Genomic DNA, 15,009 nt, shown 5'->3' with positions numbered 1-15,009 from the left:
CATGACGTCACCCGACACCCTCATCGACCGCCTGGACTGGGCCGGCATCGGCGCACAGCTCGATGCCGAAGGCTGTTGCCTGTTGCCAGGCCTGCTGGGCGCCGAGGCTGCCCGGCGCCTGGCACGGAGGATGCCGGCAGCGGCAGACGGGGAGGGCGCATCGCGGCGCGGGGCCGATCCGGGCAACGCCGAGGTGTTCTATTTCGACGCGGCGCTGCCGGCGCCACTGGACGCCTGGCGCACGGCGTTCTACGGTCATCTGGCCGTGATCGCCAATCGCTGGAACGACACACTGGGCATGGACGACCGTTATCCCGCGACCTTGGGCGATTTCCTGCGGCGCAACCGCAAGGCGGGTCAGGCGCGAGGGCAGTCCTACCTGAGCCGGCTTGGCGTGGAAGACCATGTGCCGCTGCACCAGCGCAACGCCGGCGAACAGGTGTTTCCGTTGCAGCTCGTGGCATTGCTGTCCGAGCCGGGCACCGATTTCCAGGGCGGCGAATTCGTGATGACGGAACAACGTCCCCGCACGCAGTCGCGCCCGATGGTGCTGCCGCTTGGGCTCGGGGACGCGGCCCTCATCGCCACGGCGCAGCGCCCGTTCAAGGGAAGCAAGGGGCACTACCAGGTCAACCTCAAGCACGCCATCGGCCGCGTGCGCCAGGGGGAGCGCATCGGTCTGGAGTTGTCGTTCCACGATGCCCCGTAGAGCGGGGACTCCGGCGGCCGATCAGCCGCGCCGTTCGATCTTGTTCTTCAGCAGGTCGACCAGGGTGTCCGTGGGTGTCACGTCGGCGTACTTGCTCGCCATGTCGAACAGGTTGACCGCGTGCGAGGTTTGCGAGCGGTCGTAAACGGCGTCCTGTGGCACGACCACCTTGAAGTTGAGCGCGCAGGCGTCCACCACCGTGGCGCGCACGCAGCCGCTGGTGGTGCAGCCGGTGACCACGACGGTGTCGACGCCGAGGCTCACCAGGTAGCTCGTGAGGGCCGTGCCGTGGAAAGCGCTGGCCTGGAACTTCGGGATGGTGATGTCGCCTTCGCGGGGGGCGACCTCGGCGACGAAGGCATACGCCTGCTCCGGAACGTCCATCACCCCGGGCACCTTGGTCTCGAACTGGCCGCGGTTGTGCGCCGACTTGTGCGCCACGTACGGATACAGGATGGGTGCGTTGAGTTGGCGGAACGTCTCGACCAGCCGCGCGATGTGCGGCACCGCCCGCCAGCCGTACTCGCCGCAGCTGGTGGGCAGGGTGAGAATGGCCTCCTGGATCGGCAAGGGCTGTTCACCCATGGATCGGTATTGCACATCAATCACCAGCAGGGCCGGTCGTCGTCCGATGCCGCTGGGCATGCCCCAACCGGACTGCCGGTAGATGGCCTGCTCTTCAGGAGGGATGACCCCGTCCCAAGGGCGCGCTTGAGGATCTGCAGCGCTCATCTTCAGATCTCCACCGTGGTCGCGTCGTAGGACACCAGCCAGTCGTAGCGCTCGCGCACGGCCTGGGGCGCCCAGGCCTTCTGAATGTAGGGGCGCGCGGTCTCGATGCTTTCCAGCGCCGGGCTGTGGAACACGTGCAGCATGTCGAGCGAACTGGCCTTGGTCTGGTTGGCGCGCGAAACACGGGCGGTGTCGTAGCGCTTCAGTGCGCTCGCCACGTCATTTGGCGATTCGGAGAGGCAGCGCGCCAGCACATAGGCGTCTTCCATGGTCACGTTGACCCCCATGCCCAGGTAAGGCGTCATCGAGTGGCAGGCGTCGCCGACCAGCGTGACGTGTCCCTTGGACCAGGCCTCCAGCGGATCGCGCACGAAGAGACCCCAGCGGAACAGGTTCTCCGATTGGATGAACAGGTCCAGGATGTCCTGGTGCCAGCCCTCGAAATCCTTGAGCGCGTCGGCGAGCTCGCCGCGCTCCGACCACGATTCGGTCTGCCACAGGTCGCTGTCGACCTGCGCCGAGAAGCTCACGAACTGCTCGCCGTTGCGCTGCACAGGGTAGGTGGTCACGTGCGCGGTCGGTCCGACCCAGGTCGAGGCCAGGGGCCTGCGGTGTTGCGGTTTGAGCCGCGACATCGCCGCGAGGCCGCGCCAGGCATTGGCACCGGTGTAGCGCGCCGGCGCCTCGCCGAAGAGGGACTGGCGAACGCGCGAATGCGCGCCGTCGCAACCGACCACCACATCACCCTCGACGAAACCTCCACCATCGAGCAACAGCCGCGCACGGCCATCGACCGTGTCCGCGCCCAGCGAGCGCACACCGAAGTGCACCGCATCCGGCTTGAGCGCGATCACGGCCTCGAACAGCACGCGCTGCAGCTCGGCGCGCAGCACCTGGATCAGCGTGTGATCGGCCTTGGAGGAGGGGGCATCGCGGTTGTAGACCGAGTGTTCCTCGCCGGTCTTCCAATAGCGCACGACACGGTCCTGGGGCGGGAGGTTGATGGCTTCGACCGTCTTCTTCAGGCCCAGCGTGTCGAGCACCTTGCCTCCGTTGGCCGAGATCCACAAGCCGGCCCCCACCTCGCGCAGCTCCGACGACTGTTCGTAGACGTCGACATCCATGCCCATCTTCAGCAGCGCCACGGCGAGCGTGAGCCCGCCCATGCCAGCGCCCGCGATGATCACGTGGGGGCGCTTATCTCCTTGTACCTTGTCTGTCATTGTTGCTCCGATGAAAAACGTTCTGGGTTGTGGGCGAGGTCCAGAATGGCCTCGATGATCTTGACGTAGCCGGTGCATCGGCAGAGGTTGCCGCGCAGGTAATGTCGAACGGTGTCCTCCGTCGGCCGGGGGTCGACGGCGAGCAGCGACTTCACGGCCAGGATCATTCCCGGCGTGCAGAAGCCGCATTGCAGTGCGCCATGGGCGATGAAGGCCCGCTGCACAGGGTCCAGCCGCCCGCCGGCGGCGACCCCTTCGATGGTGGTCACACTGCGCTCGTGCACATCGCTGCACAGCGTGGTGCAGCTGGAGGCGGGCATGCCGTCCACCAGCACGGTGCAAGCGCCGCACACCTGCACGTCGCAGGAACGCTTGGTGCCCTTGAGGCGCAAGCGGTCGCGCAACACATCGATCAGCATGTCGCGCGGCTCGACGTCGACCGAGGTCGGCCGTCCGTTGAGCGTCATGTCCACGCGCGTGAGGGGGAATTCGGGGGAACTCGAATCGTTCATGTCAGGCAGGCCTCGATGGCGCGCTGGGCCAGCACCTGGACCAGATGGCGCTTGTAGTCCGCACCGCCGTGCAGATCGTCGTGTGCAGGAATGCGGGTCGCTTCGGCGGCCAGCACCGGCGCCAGGCGATTCCAGATCTCGGTCGGCGGCAGGTCGGCGGGGAGGGTGTTCGCCGCGGCCTGCGTCTCGGGCAGGGGGATGGGCACACCGGTGATGGCGCCGGCCCACAGCGACAAGCGCTGCGGCCCTTTGCGGGACCAGACAGCGGCCACGCCCACGGCGGGGCGTTCGGTGTGCCCGAAGCAGCGGTAGGCCGAGCGCGCACCGGGCGGCTGCGGTGGCACTTCGATCGCCACCAGGATTTCGTTTTCCTCGCGCGCCGTGGTGAACTCCCCCAGGTGGAATTCGCGCGACGGCAAGGTTCGCGCCGACCCGTGGCTCGCCAGCGCCATGCGCGCATCCAGCGCGCACAGCATGGTGGGTGCATCGGCATGCGGCTCGGCGAAGCACAGGACCCCGCCCAGGGTGCCGGCCACACGCACCCGGATGTTGGCCACGTTGTCGCTCAGCTCGGCGTAGCCCGGCAAGAGCCGCTGCACGAGCGGATCGCGCGCGATGGCATGGTGGGTGGAGAGCGCGCCGATCACCAGCGTGCCGTCCTCGCGCAGGTGGATGCGGCGCAGCTCCGGCACTTGCTTGAGGTCGATCACGTGGTCGTAGTGCAGCACGCGCGCCTTCAGCGCCACCAGCAGCTCCGTGCCGCCGGCGTGAAACGTGGATTCATCGCCGTACACGGCCTTGAATGCCAGGGCATCCTCCAGGCTCGTGGGGCGATGAAGTTCGAAACGGGCGGGGCGCATCAGTCCTCCTTCTGACCCAGTCCGGCCGCCACGCCCAGCAGGGGCGCCACCAGCCACCACCAGGGTGCCTGGCCCAGCAGGTGGGCGACATGCGCCACCGCAAAAGCGACCCCGACGCTCACGCCCACGCGGGGCCAGACCAACACCAGTTCGACGCGGCGTGGTCGGGTCCGTGTCGCTGCGGTCGGCGCGGCCGGTGCCGCACCGGGTCGCGGTGCGACGGCGGTTCGCGCTTCGGGCTTGTGGGCGCTTGCCGCAGGCGCCTGGGCCGCGGAGGGTGCCCGAGCGACCCCGAATGACGCCAGCTCGTCGCGCAGGCGTTGCTCGAATTCGGCGAACAACTCGTCGGATCGCTTTTTCACGACCGGGTAACCCAGCGCGGCCAATCGGCCCGCCACCTGCATCTGCGCGTCCACCGCGAGCCGGCATTGGCGCGGCTGCGTATCACTCAGCTCTTCCAGATCCACCTTCATGCGCACGTCGATCGTGGTGCCGGTGAATTTGTCGCGACCGCTGGCGCTGAGCTCGACGTGCTTTTCCAGGGTGTGCGATTCGAGAACGATGCGCGTGGGCACCTCGAGTTTGAACGGGCCGATCTTCTGCTTCATCACCGCGGAGAATTCCTTGAGCGGCTCGACCTCGGTGACGTTCTCGCAGCCGGGGATCAACCCGGCGACACGCTGCACATCAAAGAAGATGGCCCAGAGTTGAGCGGCCGTCGCGGGCAGGGTGGCGTCGATCTTGAAATCCATGCAAGTCTCTCATTGGTTGTTGGTTTCGGCCTTGGCAGCCTGCAGTGCGCGCCAGACGCGCTCCGGCGTCAGCGGCAGCTCCTTGATGCGCACGCCCCAGCCTTGGAAGAGCGCGTTGGCCACGGCTGGGGCCACCGGAAGGATGGCGCCTTCGCCGCCGCCGCGCGCGCCGAAGGGCCCGGGGCCGTCGCCGCTTTCGATCAGCGTGGTGGCCACGTGCCGCGGCGCGTCTTCCATCGTCGGGACCTTGTAGTCGAACAGGGTGCCGTTGACGACCTGGCCGTCCTCGTAGACGTACTCTTCGGACAGCGTGTGTCCCAGGCCCATGACCATGGCGCCTTCATCCTGGCCTTCGGCCGCCTTCCGGTTGATCACATGCCCCAGATCGGCCGCGCCACCCACGCGCATCACTCGGATGGCGCCGGTGCCTTCGTCGACCTCGATCTCGCAGGCGCCCGCGCCGGTTTCCCAGAACAGGGGCGCGAGCTTGAAATCGCCGTTGTGGGTGTTCGAGTTCACGCGGCCCACGCCCAGAAACTCGCCAGCGGCCATGCCGTTGAAGCGGCGCAGCAGGTCGAGGATGGACAGCGGCCCGCCCGGCCCTTCAACGCAACTCTCGCCCAGCTGGTACGCCTGCGGCGATCCGCCCAGCACCTGGGCGGCCGTTTCCTGCACCTGGCGCACGATGTCTTCGCAGGCCATCTGCACGGCCAGGCCGATGATGACCGTCGAACGGCTGGCGCCGGTGCCCCAGTCGTAGGGCGCCTGAAGCGTGTCCGGCTCGGCCACGGCGATCCTGCGCAGCGGCTGCCCGAGTGCCTTGTGCGCGATGATGCGCAGCACGCCTCGACTGCCCTGGCCGATCTCCACGGTGTTGGCCGACACGTTGATCGAGCCGTCGGCACGCAAGCGCACGATGGCGCCGCCGACCGGGACGATGCCGGGATCGCTCACTCCCACCGCCACGCCTCGGCCGCGGCGGCGCGCGTCCGTGGGCTCCGGCAGGCTCTCGAGCGCGGCCACGGCTTTGCGCAGCGAGTTGCGCATGTCGACATCCAGCGGGCGCAGGTCGGGCTTGATCGTCTGGCCCTTGTCGGCCATGTTGGCCAGGCGGAATTCGACCGGATCGCGACCGAGCGCCGAGGCCATGATGTCCATCTGCGACTCCGTGGCCCACACCGCCTGTGGCCCGCCGATGGATCGGAACGCCGCGCCGGGCACGGTGTTGGTGTACACCCCGACGGCCTCGAGCCGCAGGTTCGGGATGTGGTACGGCCCGATGGCGCGGATGGCCGCCTTGATGGCAATGGCCGGGCCCGTGTCGGCGTAGGCCCCGCCATTGAGAACGGCGCGGATCGACTTGCGCAGCGATGCGGCCCGTGCCATCGACCGCGGTCTTGAGCGAAATCTCGGCGTCGAGTCGACGGCAGGTCAGCATGGACTCGGCGATGGTGAGGCACACGCGCACCGGCGCGCGCGCCTTCCACGACAAGGCGGCCACCAAGGGGTCGATCTTCACGGAGGCCTTGCCGCCAAAGCCGCCGCCGACATAGGGCGAGTGCACGCGCACGCAGGCCAGCGGCACGCCGAGAATCTCGGAACACACGCGCTGAATGGCGGTGGGCGTCTGGCCCCCGCTCCAGATCTCCAGCGATCCGGGTTTCCAGTGCGCCACGCACACATGGGGTTCCATCGCGTAATGGAACACCATGGGGAAGGTGAAGGTGTCTTCAAAAACCCTCGCCGCGCTCGAAAAGGCCTGGTCGACATCCCCGCAGGCGTACTGCCATTGCTGGAAGATGTTGGTGCCCTCCACGGGCGCTGCTTCGCCGCGGAAGTAATAGTCCTTGAGCCGGTCCATGTCGTCATGCACCAGCGCCGCACCTTCGGCCATCGCCTCCTGCGCGGTGGTGGCATAGGGCAGGGTGTCGTAGTCGACGGTGATGGCGTCGAGCGCTTCCTCCGCCGTGCCTTCGTCCACCGCCGCCACGGCGGCCACCGGATCGCCCACATAGCGGACCTTGTCCAGCGCGATCACGGGCCGATCGCGCAGCGACAGACCCCAACGGATCTCGGTGCCGGGCAGGTCCTTCAGGTCGTCGCCGGTGAGCACCGCCACCACGCCGGGCATCGCCAAGGCAGCGCTGACGTCGATGCGGCGGATGCGCGCGTGGGGCACGGTGCTGCGCAGGATTTTCCCGTGCAGCATGCCGGGCACTTCCACGTCACTGGCGTAGACCGCCGTGCCGGTGACCTTCTGCAGGTAGTCGGCGCGGGGTTCTTCGTGAAGCGTGAGAGGGAGAGGGGCGTGCATGGCGGCGTGAATCAATCCAGCGTGATGTCGGCGCGCGTGATCACCTCTTTCCACATCGTCGTCTCGCTCGACTGGCGCTTGCTCAGTTCCTCCGGCGAGCTGGAGGCGGGTTCGACGCCGACGGCGTGCAAGCGCTCCTTGACTTCGGCCGAAGCCATGGTCTTCGCGATTTGCGGCACCAGCTTGGCGACCACGCTCTTGGGCATGCCGGAGGGACCGTAGAGGGCAAACCACGTCACCGCCTCGAAGCCGGGGAGCACCGTTTCGGCCAGGGTGGGCACGTTGGGCAAGGCCTGGGCGCGCCTGGCGGTGGTCACCGCCAGCGCCTTGAGCTTGCCGGACTTGATGCTGCGCAAGCACCGCCGGACCTTGTTCGATGGCCATCACGGTGCGGCCACTGATCAAGTCCACCACCATCGGGCCGCTGCCCTTGTAGTGAACGCTGAACGTGTCGACACCGGCGCGCTGCTTGAACAGCTCCATGAACACGTGCTGCGAGGTGCCTTTGCCGGCCGAGCCGTAGCCGAACTTGCCGGGGTTGGCCTTGAGATAGGCGATCAGATCCTGGATGGTGTCCACCGGCAGCGTGGTGGGCACCACGACATACGAGGGGTTCAGGCCCAGCAGCGAAATCGGCTCAACACGTTGCGAGACCTCTTTCATCCGCTCGTTCAGCTGGGGGAGCACGGAGAACATCGACGACGCGCCGATCAGCAGCGTGTGGCCGTCGGCCGGCTGACGAGACACATGGTCCGCGCCGATCATCCCGGACGCCCCCGCCTTGTTGTCGACCACCGTGGGCTGGCCCCACTCGGCCAGGCCGTTGGCCACCGAACGCGCATACAGGTCGGTGGCGCCGCCGGGCGGGTAGGGTGCCACGATCGTGATGAGCTTGTTGGGGTATGCCTGGGCTTGAACGCCCGTGGCGGCGAGGGCGAGGCCGGCACCACAGAGGGCCAGCGCGATTTTTTTCCATGGGGACATGCGGAAACTCCTGAAAGGTTGAGGCCAAGAAGTCTTCGATATTCTGTTTGAGGGAACATCGTTCTGCTGAAGAGAACCTCATTTTGTACAGCAGCACGGCATAATGTCAAGCAGAATGTTTGCCAATCCCCTTGCTCGTCCATGACCAAAGACCCAGAGAGTGATCCGAAGCCGGGTGGTGTCGCTGCTGTCGAGCGCGCATTCGCCATCCTCAATGCCTTTCAACCGGGCGACGCTTCGCTGCCGCTGAACGAACTCGCGCGGCGCACGGGGATGTACAAGAGCACGATCCTGAGGCTGATCGCCACGCTGGTGCAGGAGCACTGCATCGTGCGACTGGACGACGGCAGCTACCAGCTCGGCTCCATGCTGCTGCACTGGGGTGGTCTGTACCAGGCGGCGCTTCGCCTGGACGACCATGTGCCGCCCATCCTGCGCCGGCTCGCTCAGGAAACCGGCGAGGGTGCATCGTTCTTCACCCGCGAAGGATCGCTGCGCGTGTGCCTGTTCCGCGTGGATTCTTCGCGCTCCGTTCGCGACCACGTGCACACCGGTGATTTGCTGCCGCTGGACAAAGGGGCCGCGGGCCGTGTGCTGGCCGGCTTCGACCGCGCGCTGGTGGATCCGTCCCAGTTCCCGTCTCAGCCCTTGATCGCGACCGTGGGTGAGCGCGAGCCCGACATCGCGGCCATTGCCGCGCCGGTCTTCGGGCCCCAGGGCAGCCTGCGCGGCGCCTTGGCCATCTCCGGACCGGCCATGCGCTTTTCCATCGACCTCGTGCCCGGCATGTCGCAGGCCCTGCTCAAGGCGGCATCGGAGCTGACGCGCCGCCTGGGCGGCGACTCGACCCTGCTGGACCGGGCCGAGTCGATCAACATGATCTCCCGGCCGGCCCCTTGAGCCTGTCCGCGCGGGGCCCCGTCAGGCCCCGCCGCTGTCGACGCGCATCGCAGGATGGATGACGTCACCTTCGCTCAGGATCTGAACGTCGTCCAGCCACAGGCTGCAGCGGCGCAGTGGAAGATCGAGGTGGCAGGCGGTGTCGTTGGTGCCACCGAGTTCGAGATTCGGGCCCAGCGAGAACAGCACGTTGCCGTAGAAGGACAGCGCGTTCATCACATGCTCCAGCGGCAACTGGCGAGTCACGGAGAACTGGTACCAGCGCGCCTTCTCGTTCAATCCCCAGCCGATGTGGGAGACGGCATAGGCACGGGAATCGTGGAAGCTGTCGATGTAGCTCTTGATCAATTGCGCGTCCATGCCGTCGCCCTGGATGTCCACCACCATCCCCTGGCGAATCTCCAGCGTGACCGGGGACTGCACATACTGCTTGAACGCGCACAGGATGTCGCCCGGCTGCAGCACCACGCGGCCGTCCACCGCGCCGTCGTTGCCCTGCGTGAATGCAAAGCCCGAAGGGAAATGGTCCCAGCGGCCAGGCTCGTGGGTATAGCCGTACTCCGAAATCACGGGGTATTGCCCCAGGTGGTACGTGACATCGGTCCCCGCATCCGACGTGATGCGCATGCGCGTGGCTTTTTCCAGCAGGCCCTTGGCGTGCTCCACGCGGCGCGCCAGGTCTTCCGTGGGAAACATCTGTTTGAGCACGTGAAACGGCTCCATCACACGCAGAATGCGCACGCCCGCGGCCTGGATCTCGGCTTGCTCGCGCGAGAACAGCAGACCCACCATGTCGATCACCATGCTGGCCGACTTCAGCGTTTGCATCGCAAGGGCGTTGCCCACCAGGGGGTGACGGCCTTGAACCCCGACCGCGTTGCGCTGCCCCCGCCGAACGTTGAGGTTGAAGGTGCTGGCACCCAAGGTTTCCGCCGCCGCCATGAAGGCCTGGGCGTGGTCCTTCCATTCGTCCTCCGCCGTCAGCACCACGACGGTTTCACCGGGTTTGACCGCGCAAAGTGTGAGCTCGCGCGTGAACAGCTCCAGCATTTCGACATCCAACATCAATGTTCTCTCCTTGTGATCACGATCGATCGTGGCGTTCCAGGGTTTCACTCAGCAGGTGGCAGAAAGCCTCCGGGCTCTCGGCCTGCATCTGGTGACCGACGCCCTCGAGGCGCACGGCGTGAAGGTCGGGGCGCCGGCTGCGCATGTCGTCCACATCGGCATCGGCGACCACACCGCCTTCGCCCGCGCAGATCAGCGAGATGGGCAGGTCGGTTCGGGCGAGGTCGGCGAACATGTCCTGGCCATGGAAATCCTCGCTGGCGACGAAGACCGCGCGCTCGTCGCAGGTGGACAGCCACTCGGCACGCAGTTGCTGCAGCGCTTCGGGCCAGGGCGTCGCCGTGCTCGCGCGCAATGCCGCGGCCGCTTCACCGCGCTGCGCCGCACGGAGCAGCGCCAGCGTGCGCGCCAGCGGCACGGGGTAGGGGCGGCGGCCAGGGCCGCTGGTGGGGGGGTCCAGAAGGACCAGGGAATGCAGCCGCCCGGCGGCCAGTGCGGCGGCCCGCAAAGCGATGCGCGCGCCCATCGAGTGGCCTATGACGATGGGTTCTGGCGTCAGGCCGAGCGCTTCCACGAAAGCAATCAAATCCTGTGCGCACGCACCCACGCCATAGTCCAGATGCGCGCCGGACTCGGACAGGCCGCGACCTCGCACGTCCAGCACGTGGCAGTCGAAACGCGGCGCCAGCCGCTCAGCCACGTGTGTCCAGAGCACGGCGGGGCTCACGATGCCGGGCACGATGACGACCGGCCGCCCTTCACCCGGAAAGTGCAGGTAGTGCTGGCGGATGCCGTTGGCTCTGACGTGTCCGCCGCTTGCGGGGCTGATGGGCTTTCCGATGCGTGAATGGGATGGCATTCAATTCTGCTTGAAAGAATATCGTTTTGTCAAACAGAACCATCGAGCGCGACAACAGGCATCCCGCTCTGGCTTCGTGCTCACGGTGCCTGCCGGGCACCCCGTTTGCCCCGTTCACCCGATGCGCCGAGCGCAGTGCTGCCCTCACCCTTGCGACCAACTCCCGAGCTGTCCACCATCCTCATGATCCGCGCCCCCCTCTTCGAAGCCGAACTCCAGCGGGTCTTCCGCGACGCGGCCGGCCAGCCGGTCGCGGAGATCGCCAGTGAGGCCATGCGCATGGCGCAGGTGCTCGTGCCTGCGGTCCAGGGCGGCAGCCCGGTTCACCAGCTGATCCAGCAGCAGATTCAGTTGATGGCGCAGCAGTTGGCACTGCTGTCGGGCAGCGTGGCCCCCATGGTCGTGCCTACCCTCGCGTCCGCGGCCCCGGTCGTCACCGCCAACGAAGGCAGCCCGCCCGCGGCCACCGAGGCCGCGCGCGTCGACGCGGTGCAACGCGCCATGGTGGACCGCCCGGTCGTGGTGCGCGGCCAACGCCTCGAGCTGGAAGACCCGCGCGCGACCCATGTGGGCTTTGCCGTGCCAGCGAACGCCACCGAGCTGGCGATCGCCGCCGTCTGGGCGCGCCTGCTGAACATCGAGCGGGTCGGGCGCAACGACAACTTCTTCAACCTCGGCGGCCACTCGCTGCTCGCCCTGCGCGCCGTCCAGGGGATGCAGCACATCACCGGCGAGAAGATCGCGATCAGCCGCCTGATCTTTGAATCGCTCAGCCAGATCGCCGCTGGTATCGCGATCGAATCGGCCGCTGCCGCGCCCGACGCTTCCCCTGCGGCCGAAGTGCAGGCCGGGTCGCACGCCGAGAACGGGGAGGGCATGACCACCCTGCGCTTTGGTCACCCTGCGTCGTCCCTTTATGGCGTCTTCCATCCCAGTGGCGTGCGCGGTGCGCGCCCTCGCGCCGTGCTCTTCTGCAATCCCTTTGGCCAGGAAGCGGTGCGCATTCATCGTTTTTTCTGCGTGCTGGCCGATCGCCTGGCGCGCGCCGGCGTGGCCTGCCTTCGGTTCGACTACCACGCCAGTGGGGAATCGCTGGGCGAGGACCACGAAGCCGATCTCGATCGATGGGTCCAGGATGTGGTGGCCGCCGACGCAATGCTGCGCCAGCGAGCTGACGTGCACGAAGTGGACTGGGTTGCACCGCGCCTGGCCAGCGCCCTGGCGGTGCGGGCCTCGGCGCTGGCGCCGCAGGCACCGCGGCAACTCGTGCTCTGGGAGCCGGTCATCTCCGGAGCGCGCTATGTCGAGCACCTGCAGGCTGTGCATGCGTCGACGGTCGCCAACCTGCCAGACGGCGGCGCGCTCGCGGGCGATGAAGAGATCCTGGGCTTTGGCGTGAGTCGGCGCCTGTTGGAGCAGTTGCGCGCCGTGGAGCCCGCCGACTACGAGCGTGCGCGGGCCCGCCGCGTCGTGGTGGTCGCGCCGGGGCGGCAAACCGCTGGCGCCGGCGGGTGGGCCGCCGTCCTGCAGGGCAGGGGGGTCGACGTGCAGCGCCAGGCGTTAAGCCTCAACTTCGACTGGACCTCGGAGGAGGCCTTCAACACCGCGCTGGTTCCCGCCGACGCGCTGAACCTTCTTGCCGCGCTGCTCAGGGGAGGCCCATTTGAATGAAGTCTCCTTCAGCTACGGTTCCCGGCGGCACCTGAGCGCCACGCTGACGCTGCCCCCTGGCGAACGGCCTGCGCGCATGGGCGTCGTGCTGCTCAATGTCGGCATCATTCACCGCATGGGCCCGCACCGCTTCAACGCCAAGCTTGCCCGAGCGCTCGCCAGGGAGGGCTGGGCCACTTTGCGCATGGACCTCTCGGGTCAGGGCGACAGCGGCACGCCGGACGAAGCCCTGCCTTATGAACAACAGGCCGTAACGGACCTTCAGGCGACCATGGACCATTTCCAGCGCCTTTGCAAGGTCGAGAAATTCGCCATTGCGGGCATTTGCTCCGGTGCCTACAACGGCCTGGCGGCGGCCCTGGCGGACCACCGGGTGGCGGCCCTCTGGATGCTCGACGGTTACGCCTATCCCACGGCCAGGACAAGGTGGAATCGCTACACCGGCCAGCTGCGCGAGGCGCCGCTGCGCGCCCTCCGATCGTGGACGCGAAAGCTCGTCAGGCGCGCCGCGCGGGCCTTCAGAAACGTGGCCGACCAATCGATGACGCAGGAGTTGTGGGACTTTGGCCGAGACCCTCCGCCGCGTGAAGTCTTCGCCCTCGACGTCCAGGCGCTTGTCGATCGCGGTGTGGCTGTGTGTGTCGTTTACTCCGGCAGCATGCGCTGGCACTTCAACTACCCGGCGCAATGGCGCGACGCCTTCAGCGAGTTCGACTTCGTCGAACGCGTGCGGTGCGAGTACCTGCCGCAGGCCGATCACACCGCCACGACACTGGCGGCTCAGCAGCATTTGATCCACAGCCTGGCCGATTGGCTCCGTGGCCTTGATGCTGACTGAGACGCTGCAGCCGTGCGTCAGGCCGTGCTCGACGGCACTGCGTCTTTCGGGGTGTAGGCCAAGAGGGCTGTCTCGATCTTTTTAATTTGACATAATATACATCGTGGAAGATCAACCCACCACCTAGGAAACGGCCCTGCAGCCCTGAAGCCCGCATGGAACAAGCCCTCCGCTTCAAGGCCATGTACAGCCAGCTCGGGTTTTCTGTGGCCGACGCTGCGCACTTTCTGCAGGTCAGCACGCGCACGGTTCACCAGTGGATCTCTGGCCGTGTGCGTATCCCGTTCGCGGCCTACAAGCTGCTGCGCGTCCAGCTGCACTACGAGCTGCCCGGCGACGCCTGGAACGGCTGGCACCTGAGCGCTGGCCGGTTGTACACCCCTGAAGGCCATGAATTGCGCCCACAGGACTTCGTTTGGTGGGGTCTGCTGGTGCGGCAAGCCCGGTCGTTCAAAACGCTCTATGAGGCGAATACGGCCCTCCGTGCTGCCGCAGGGCCGGACGGAGACCGGGCAGCGGCTTGCCGCGACCGAGGCTCCGACCGGCCCGGAGGGCGTGACGTGCTAGTAACACGTCACTTTAGTCTCATGGATGACACTGCAAAACAGGCGTGTCGCTGGTGCCGAAGCAAGCAACGGCGCGGGTTCCGGGCCGATCAGGGGGGCAAATGGCCAAGCTAATAACTGTTGCAAGAACTGTTGCACCCGAAATCCTGAGTTCCATGGGGTCTCAGGCCCGGCTCTCGGTGACCTCGGTGGGCGCCCTCCTCGGGGTCTCCAGGCAGCGTGCGTCAAAGCTCCTGCGCGATGGCCGTATTGAGGGCGCTCACCCTGCCCAGGACAGCACCTGGTGGATTCCGACGCCTGTGCGGCTCAAGCCCGGCGCGCGCGGGCCGGTCTCTGGCTATGCCAGGGCCGGCTACTCGCCTAGGCGGCCGCGCCGCCTGGGCACTGTCTTGAAAGGTGGTCAGTGATGGCCATTCGTGAGCCCATGACAGAGCAACAGCGCCGAGCTCGAAACCGCGCTTACGTCGCGCGCTCGCGTGCCAATCGCGGCCGTGCTGACCAGGAAGATGCGGGGTTCGTGTACGGCCCAGCATGGCCGGTGCCTGTGCCTGCATTTGCGCCCGGCGCCTATGAGGCGCTGCAGCAGGTCTTCGGCGGGAGGTCTACCAAAGCCCTCTCGTAGGCGTTCACAAGCGAGAACGCCCAGGCAGGCAGGCCCGGGCGTCTCTGACCAAACCGAACTGAAATGGAGTTACGAAATGGCTATGGCCGATGTTATTACCAAAGCGGGTAACCAATTTGAAGAGTCCCTGCGTGAATTGGTGCAGTTGATCAAGTTGTGCCGAACCCTCGATGTTGAGGAAGAGCAGGCATGGCTCCTGACTGTGGGGCGTCTTGTTGACAGGGTTGAGCTTGAGGCTCACGCGTACATGAGCGAGGTCCACGTCACTGCGCTGCCCTATCTGCGCGATCTCGATTCGTTCGCAGCAAAAGGGGGTATGGGGGCCGTGGCCCCCATGGCGACAAGGGTGCTTGATCGCCAATCCGACCAGTCGCGGACGTAACTCAGTTACCGCCAATT

General features: G+C 66.8%; 15 protein-coding genes and 2 pseudogenes. 6 read left to right on the top strand and 11 right to left on the bottom strand.

What is annotated here, in order from left to right; translation table 11 throughout:
- Position 1: 1 nt before the first annotated feature.
- On the top strand, positions 2-709 hold the full coding sequence (locus tag ACFJGX_RS17595; protein ID WP_382324833.1) for a 2OG-Fe(II) oxygenase: 708 nt from the start codon (positions 2-4) through the stop codon (positions 707-709).
- A gap of 21 nt (positions 710-730) precedes the next feature.
- Here the strand turns inward: ACFJGX_RS17595 and ACFJGX_RS17590 are convergent, their stop codons facing one another.
- The 9 genes and pseudogenes from ACFJGX_RS17590 to ACFJGX_RS17550 form a co-directional block, all read right to left on the bottom strand.
- A complete protein-coding gene (locus ACFJGX_RS17590; protein ID WP_382157956.1) occupies positions 731-1,441 on the bottom strand; it encodes an isochorismatase family protein in 711 nt (236 codons plus the stop codon).
- Between the two features lie 2 nt (positions 1,442-1,443).
- Positions 1,444-2,628: an FAD-dependent oxidoreductase gene (locus tag ACFJGX_RS17585; protein WP_382324835.1), complete on the bottom strand. Its 1,185-nt coding sequence runs from the start codon at positions 2,626-2,628 to the stop codon at positions 1,444-1,446.
- 32 nt (positions 2,629-2,660) lie between these two features.
- Positions 2,661-3,176 carry a (2Fe-2S)-binding protein gene (locus ACFJGX_RS17580; RefSeq protein ID WP_382324836.1) on the bottom strand — a complete coding sequence of 172 codons (516 nt, stop codon included), beginning with the start codon at positions 3,174-3,176 and terminating at the stop codon, positions 2,661-2,663.
- Complete coding sequence (locus tag ACFJGX_RS17575; protein WP_382324838.1) at positions 3,173-4,036, bottom strand: FAD binding domain-containing protein; 864 nt, start codon at positions 4,034-4,036, stop codon at positions 3,173-3,175. Before ACFJGX_RS17575 ends, ACFJGX_RS17580 begins: the two co-directional genes overlap by 4 nt.
- Complete coding sequence (locus ACFJGX_RS17570) at positions 4,036-4,788, bottom strand: CoxG family protein (protein WP_382324840.1); 753 nt, start codon at positions 4,786-4,788, stop codon at positions 4,036-4,038. The genes ACFJGX_RS17575 and ACFJGX_RS17570 overlap by 1 nt, the downstream gene beginning before the upstream one ends.
- 9 nt (positions 4,789-4,797) lie before the next feature.
- On the bottom strand, positions 4,798-6,174 hold the full coding sequence (locus ACFJGX_RS17565) for a xanthine dehydrogenase family protein molybdopterin-binding subunit (protein ID WP_382326670.1): 1,377 nt from the start codon (positions 6,172-6,174) through the stop codon (positions 4,798-4,800).
- A gap of 37 nt (positions 6,175-6,211) precedes the next feature.
- Positions 6,212-6,997 (bottom strand): annotated as a pseudogene (locus tag ACFJGX_RS17560) (xanthine dehydrogenase family protein molybdopterin-binding subunit); the annotation flags it as partial.
- 116 nt (positions 6,998-7,113) lie between these two features.
- Positions 7,114-7,458, bottom strand: a complete 345-nt coding sequence (locus tag ACFJGX_RS17555; RefSeq protein WP_382326668.1) for a Bug family tripartite tricarboxylate transporter substrate binding protein — start codon at positions 7,456-7,458, stop codon at positions 7,114-7,116.
- Positions 7,459-7,516: 58 nt separating this feature from the next.
- Positions 7,517-8,086 (bottom strand): annotated as a pseudogene (locus ACFJGX_RS17550) (Bug family tripartite tricarboxylate transporter substrate binding protein); the annotation flags it as partial.
- Positions 8,087-8,227: 141 nt separating this feature from the next.
- Between ACFJGX_RS17550 and ACFJGX_RS17545 the strand changes: the two are divergent.
- A complete protein-coding gene (locus ACFJGX_RS17545; RefSeq protein WP_382157941.1) occupies positions 8,228-8,986 on the top strand; it encodes an IclR family transcriptional regulator in 759 nt (252 codons plus the stop codon).
- A 21-nt stretch (positions 8,987-9,007) separates the two neighbouring features.
- On the opposite strand, the gene ACFJGX_RS17540 is transcribed toward ACFJGX_RS17545, so the two are convergent.
- Together ACFJGX_RS17540 and ACFJGX_RS17535 are read right to left on the bottom strand one after the other, a co-directional pair.
- Entirely contained in the window at positions 9,008-10,051 is a 1,044-nt protein-coding gene (locus tag ACFJGX_RS17540; protein WP_382324846.1) for a leucyl aminopeptidase, read from the bottom strand.
- A gap of 19 nt (positions 10,052-10,070) precedes the next feature.
- A complete protein-coding gene (locus ACFJGX_RS17535) occupies positions 10,071-10,793 on the bottom strand; it encodes an alpha/beta fold hydrolase (RefSeq protein WP_382324848.1) in 723 nt (240 codons plus the stop codon).
- Between the two features lie 303 nt (positions 10,794-11,096).
- Here ACFJGX_RS17535 and ACFJGX_RS17530 point away from each other — a divergent pair, with 303 nt between their 5' ends.
- The 4 genes from ACFJGX_RS17530 (at position 11,097) to ACFJGX_RS17515 (ending at position 14,992) form a co-directional block, all read left to right on the top strand.
- A complete protein-coding gene (locus ACFJGX_RS17530) occupies positions 11,097-12,584 on the top strand; it encodes a phosphopantetheine-binding protein (RefSeq protein ID WP_382324850.1) in 1,488 nt (495 codons plus the stop codon).
- The gene (locus ACFJGX_RS17525) at positions 12,577-13,422 is read left to right on the top strand and encodes an alpha/beta fold hydrolase (protein WP_382324852.1); all 846 of its coding nucleotides are present in this window, start codon (positions 12,577-12,579) and stop codon (positions 13,420-13,422) included. Before ACFJGX_RS17530 ends, ACFJGX_RS17525 begins: the two co-directional genes overlap by 8 nt.
- Positions 13,423-13,577: 155 nt before the next feature.
- Complete coding sequence (locus ACFJGX_RS17520; RefSeq protein WP_382324858.1) at positions 13,578-14,102, top strand: VC1465 family Xer recombination activation factor; 525 nt, start codon at positions 13,578-13,580, stop codon at positions 14,100-14,102.
- A gap of 584 nt (positions 14,103-14,686) precedes the next feature.
- Entirely contained in the window at positions 14,687-14,992 is a 306-nt protein-coding gene (locus ACFJGX_RS17515; protein WP_382324856.1) for a hypothetical protein, read from the top strand.
- The last annotated feature ends 17 nt before the right edge of the window (positions 14,993-15,009 follow it).

The organism is Hydrogenophaga sp. UC242_50 (assembly GCF_042697355.1).
In the GTDB taxonomy this organism is placed as follows: Bacteria; Pseudomonadota; Gammaproteobacteria; order Burkholderiales; family Burkholderiaceae_C; genus Hydrogenophaga.
This window is presented reverse-complemented; position numbering and strand designations above follow the sequence as displayed.

Excerpts from the sequence above, each read along its gene's own strand:
- ACFJGX_RS17530 (WP_382324850.1), top strand. The coding sequence starts at position 11,097 with ATGATCCGCGCCCCCCTCTTCGAAGCCGAACTCCAGCGGGTCTTCCGC.
- ACFJGX_RS17545 (WP_382157941.1), top strand. The coding sequence starts at position 8,228 with ATGACCAAAGACCCAGAGAGTGATCCGAAGCCGGGTGGTGTCGCTGCT.
- ACFJGX_RS17540 (WP_382324846.1), bottom strand. The coding sequence starts at position 10,051 with ATGTTGGATGTCGAAATGCTGGAGCTGTTCACGCGCGAGCTCACACTT.
- ACFJGX_RS17595 (WP_382324833.1), top strand. The coding sequence starts at position 2 with ATGACGTCACCCGACACCCTCATCGACCGCCTGGACTGGGCCGGCATC.
- ACFJGX_RS17590 (WP_382157956.1), bottom strand. The coding sequence starts at position 1,441 with ATGAGCGCTGCAGATCCTCAAGCGCGCCCTTGGGACGGGGTCATCCCT.
- ACFJGX_RS17520 (WP_382324858.1), top strand. The coding sequence starts at position 13,578 with ATGGAACAAGCCCTCCGCTTCAAGGCCATGTACAGCCAGCTCGGGTTT.
- ACFJGX_RS17515 (WP_382324856.1), top strand. The coding sequence starts at position 14,687 with ATGGCTATGGCCGATGTTATTACCAAAGCGGGTAACCAATTTGAAGAG.
- ACFJGX_RS17565 (WP_382326670.1), bottom strand. The coding sequence starts at position 6,174 with ATGGCACGGGCCGCATCGCTGCGCAAGTCGATCCGCGCCGTTCTCAAT.
- ACFJGX_RS17570 (WP_382324840.1), bottom strand. The coding sequence starts at position 4,788 with ATGGATTTCAAGATCGACGCCACCCTGCCCGCGACGGCCGCTCAACTC.
- ACFJGX_RS17575 (WP_382324838.1), bottom strand. The coding sequence starts at position 4,036 with ATGCGCCCCGCCCGTTTCGAACTTCATCGCCCCACGAGCCTGGAGGAT.
- ACFJGX_RS17580 (WP_382324836.1), bottom strand. The coding sequence starts at position 3,176 with ATGAACGATTCGAGTTCCCCCGAATTCCCCCTCACGCGCGTGGACATG.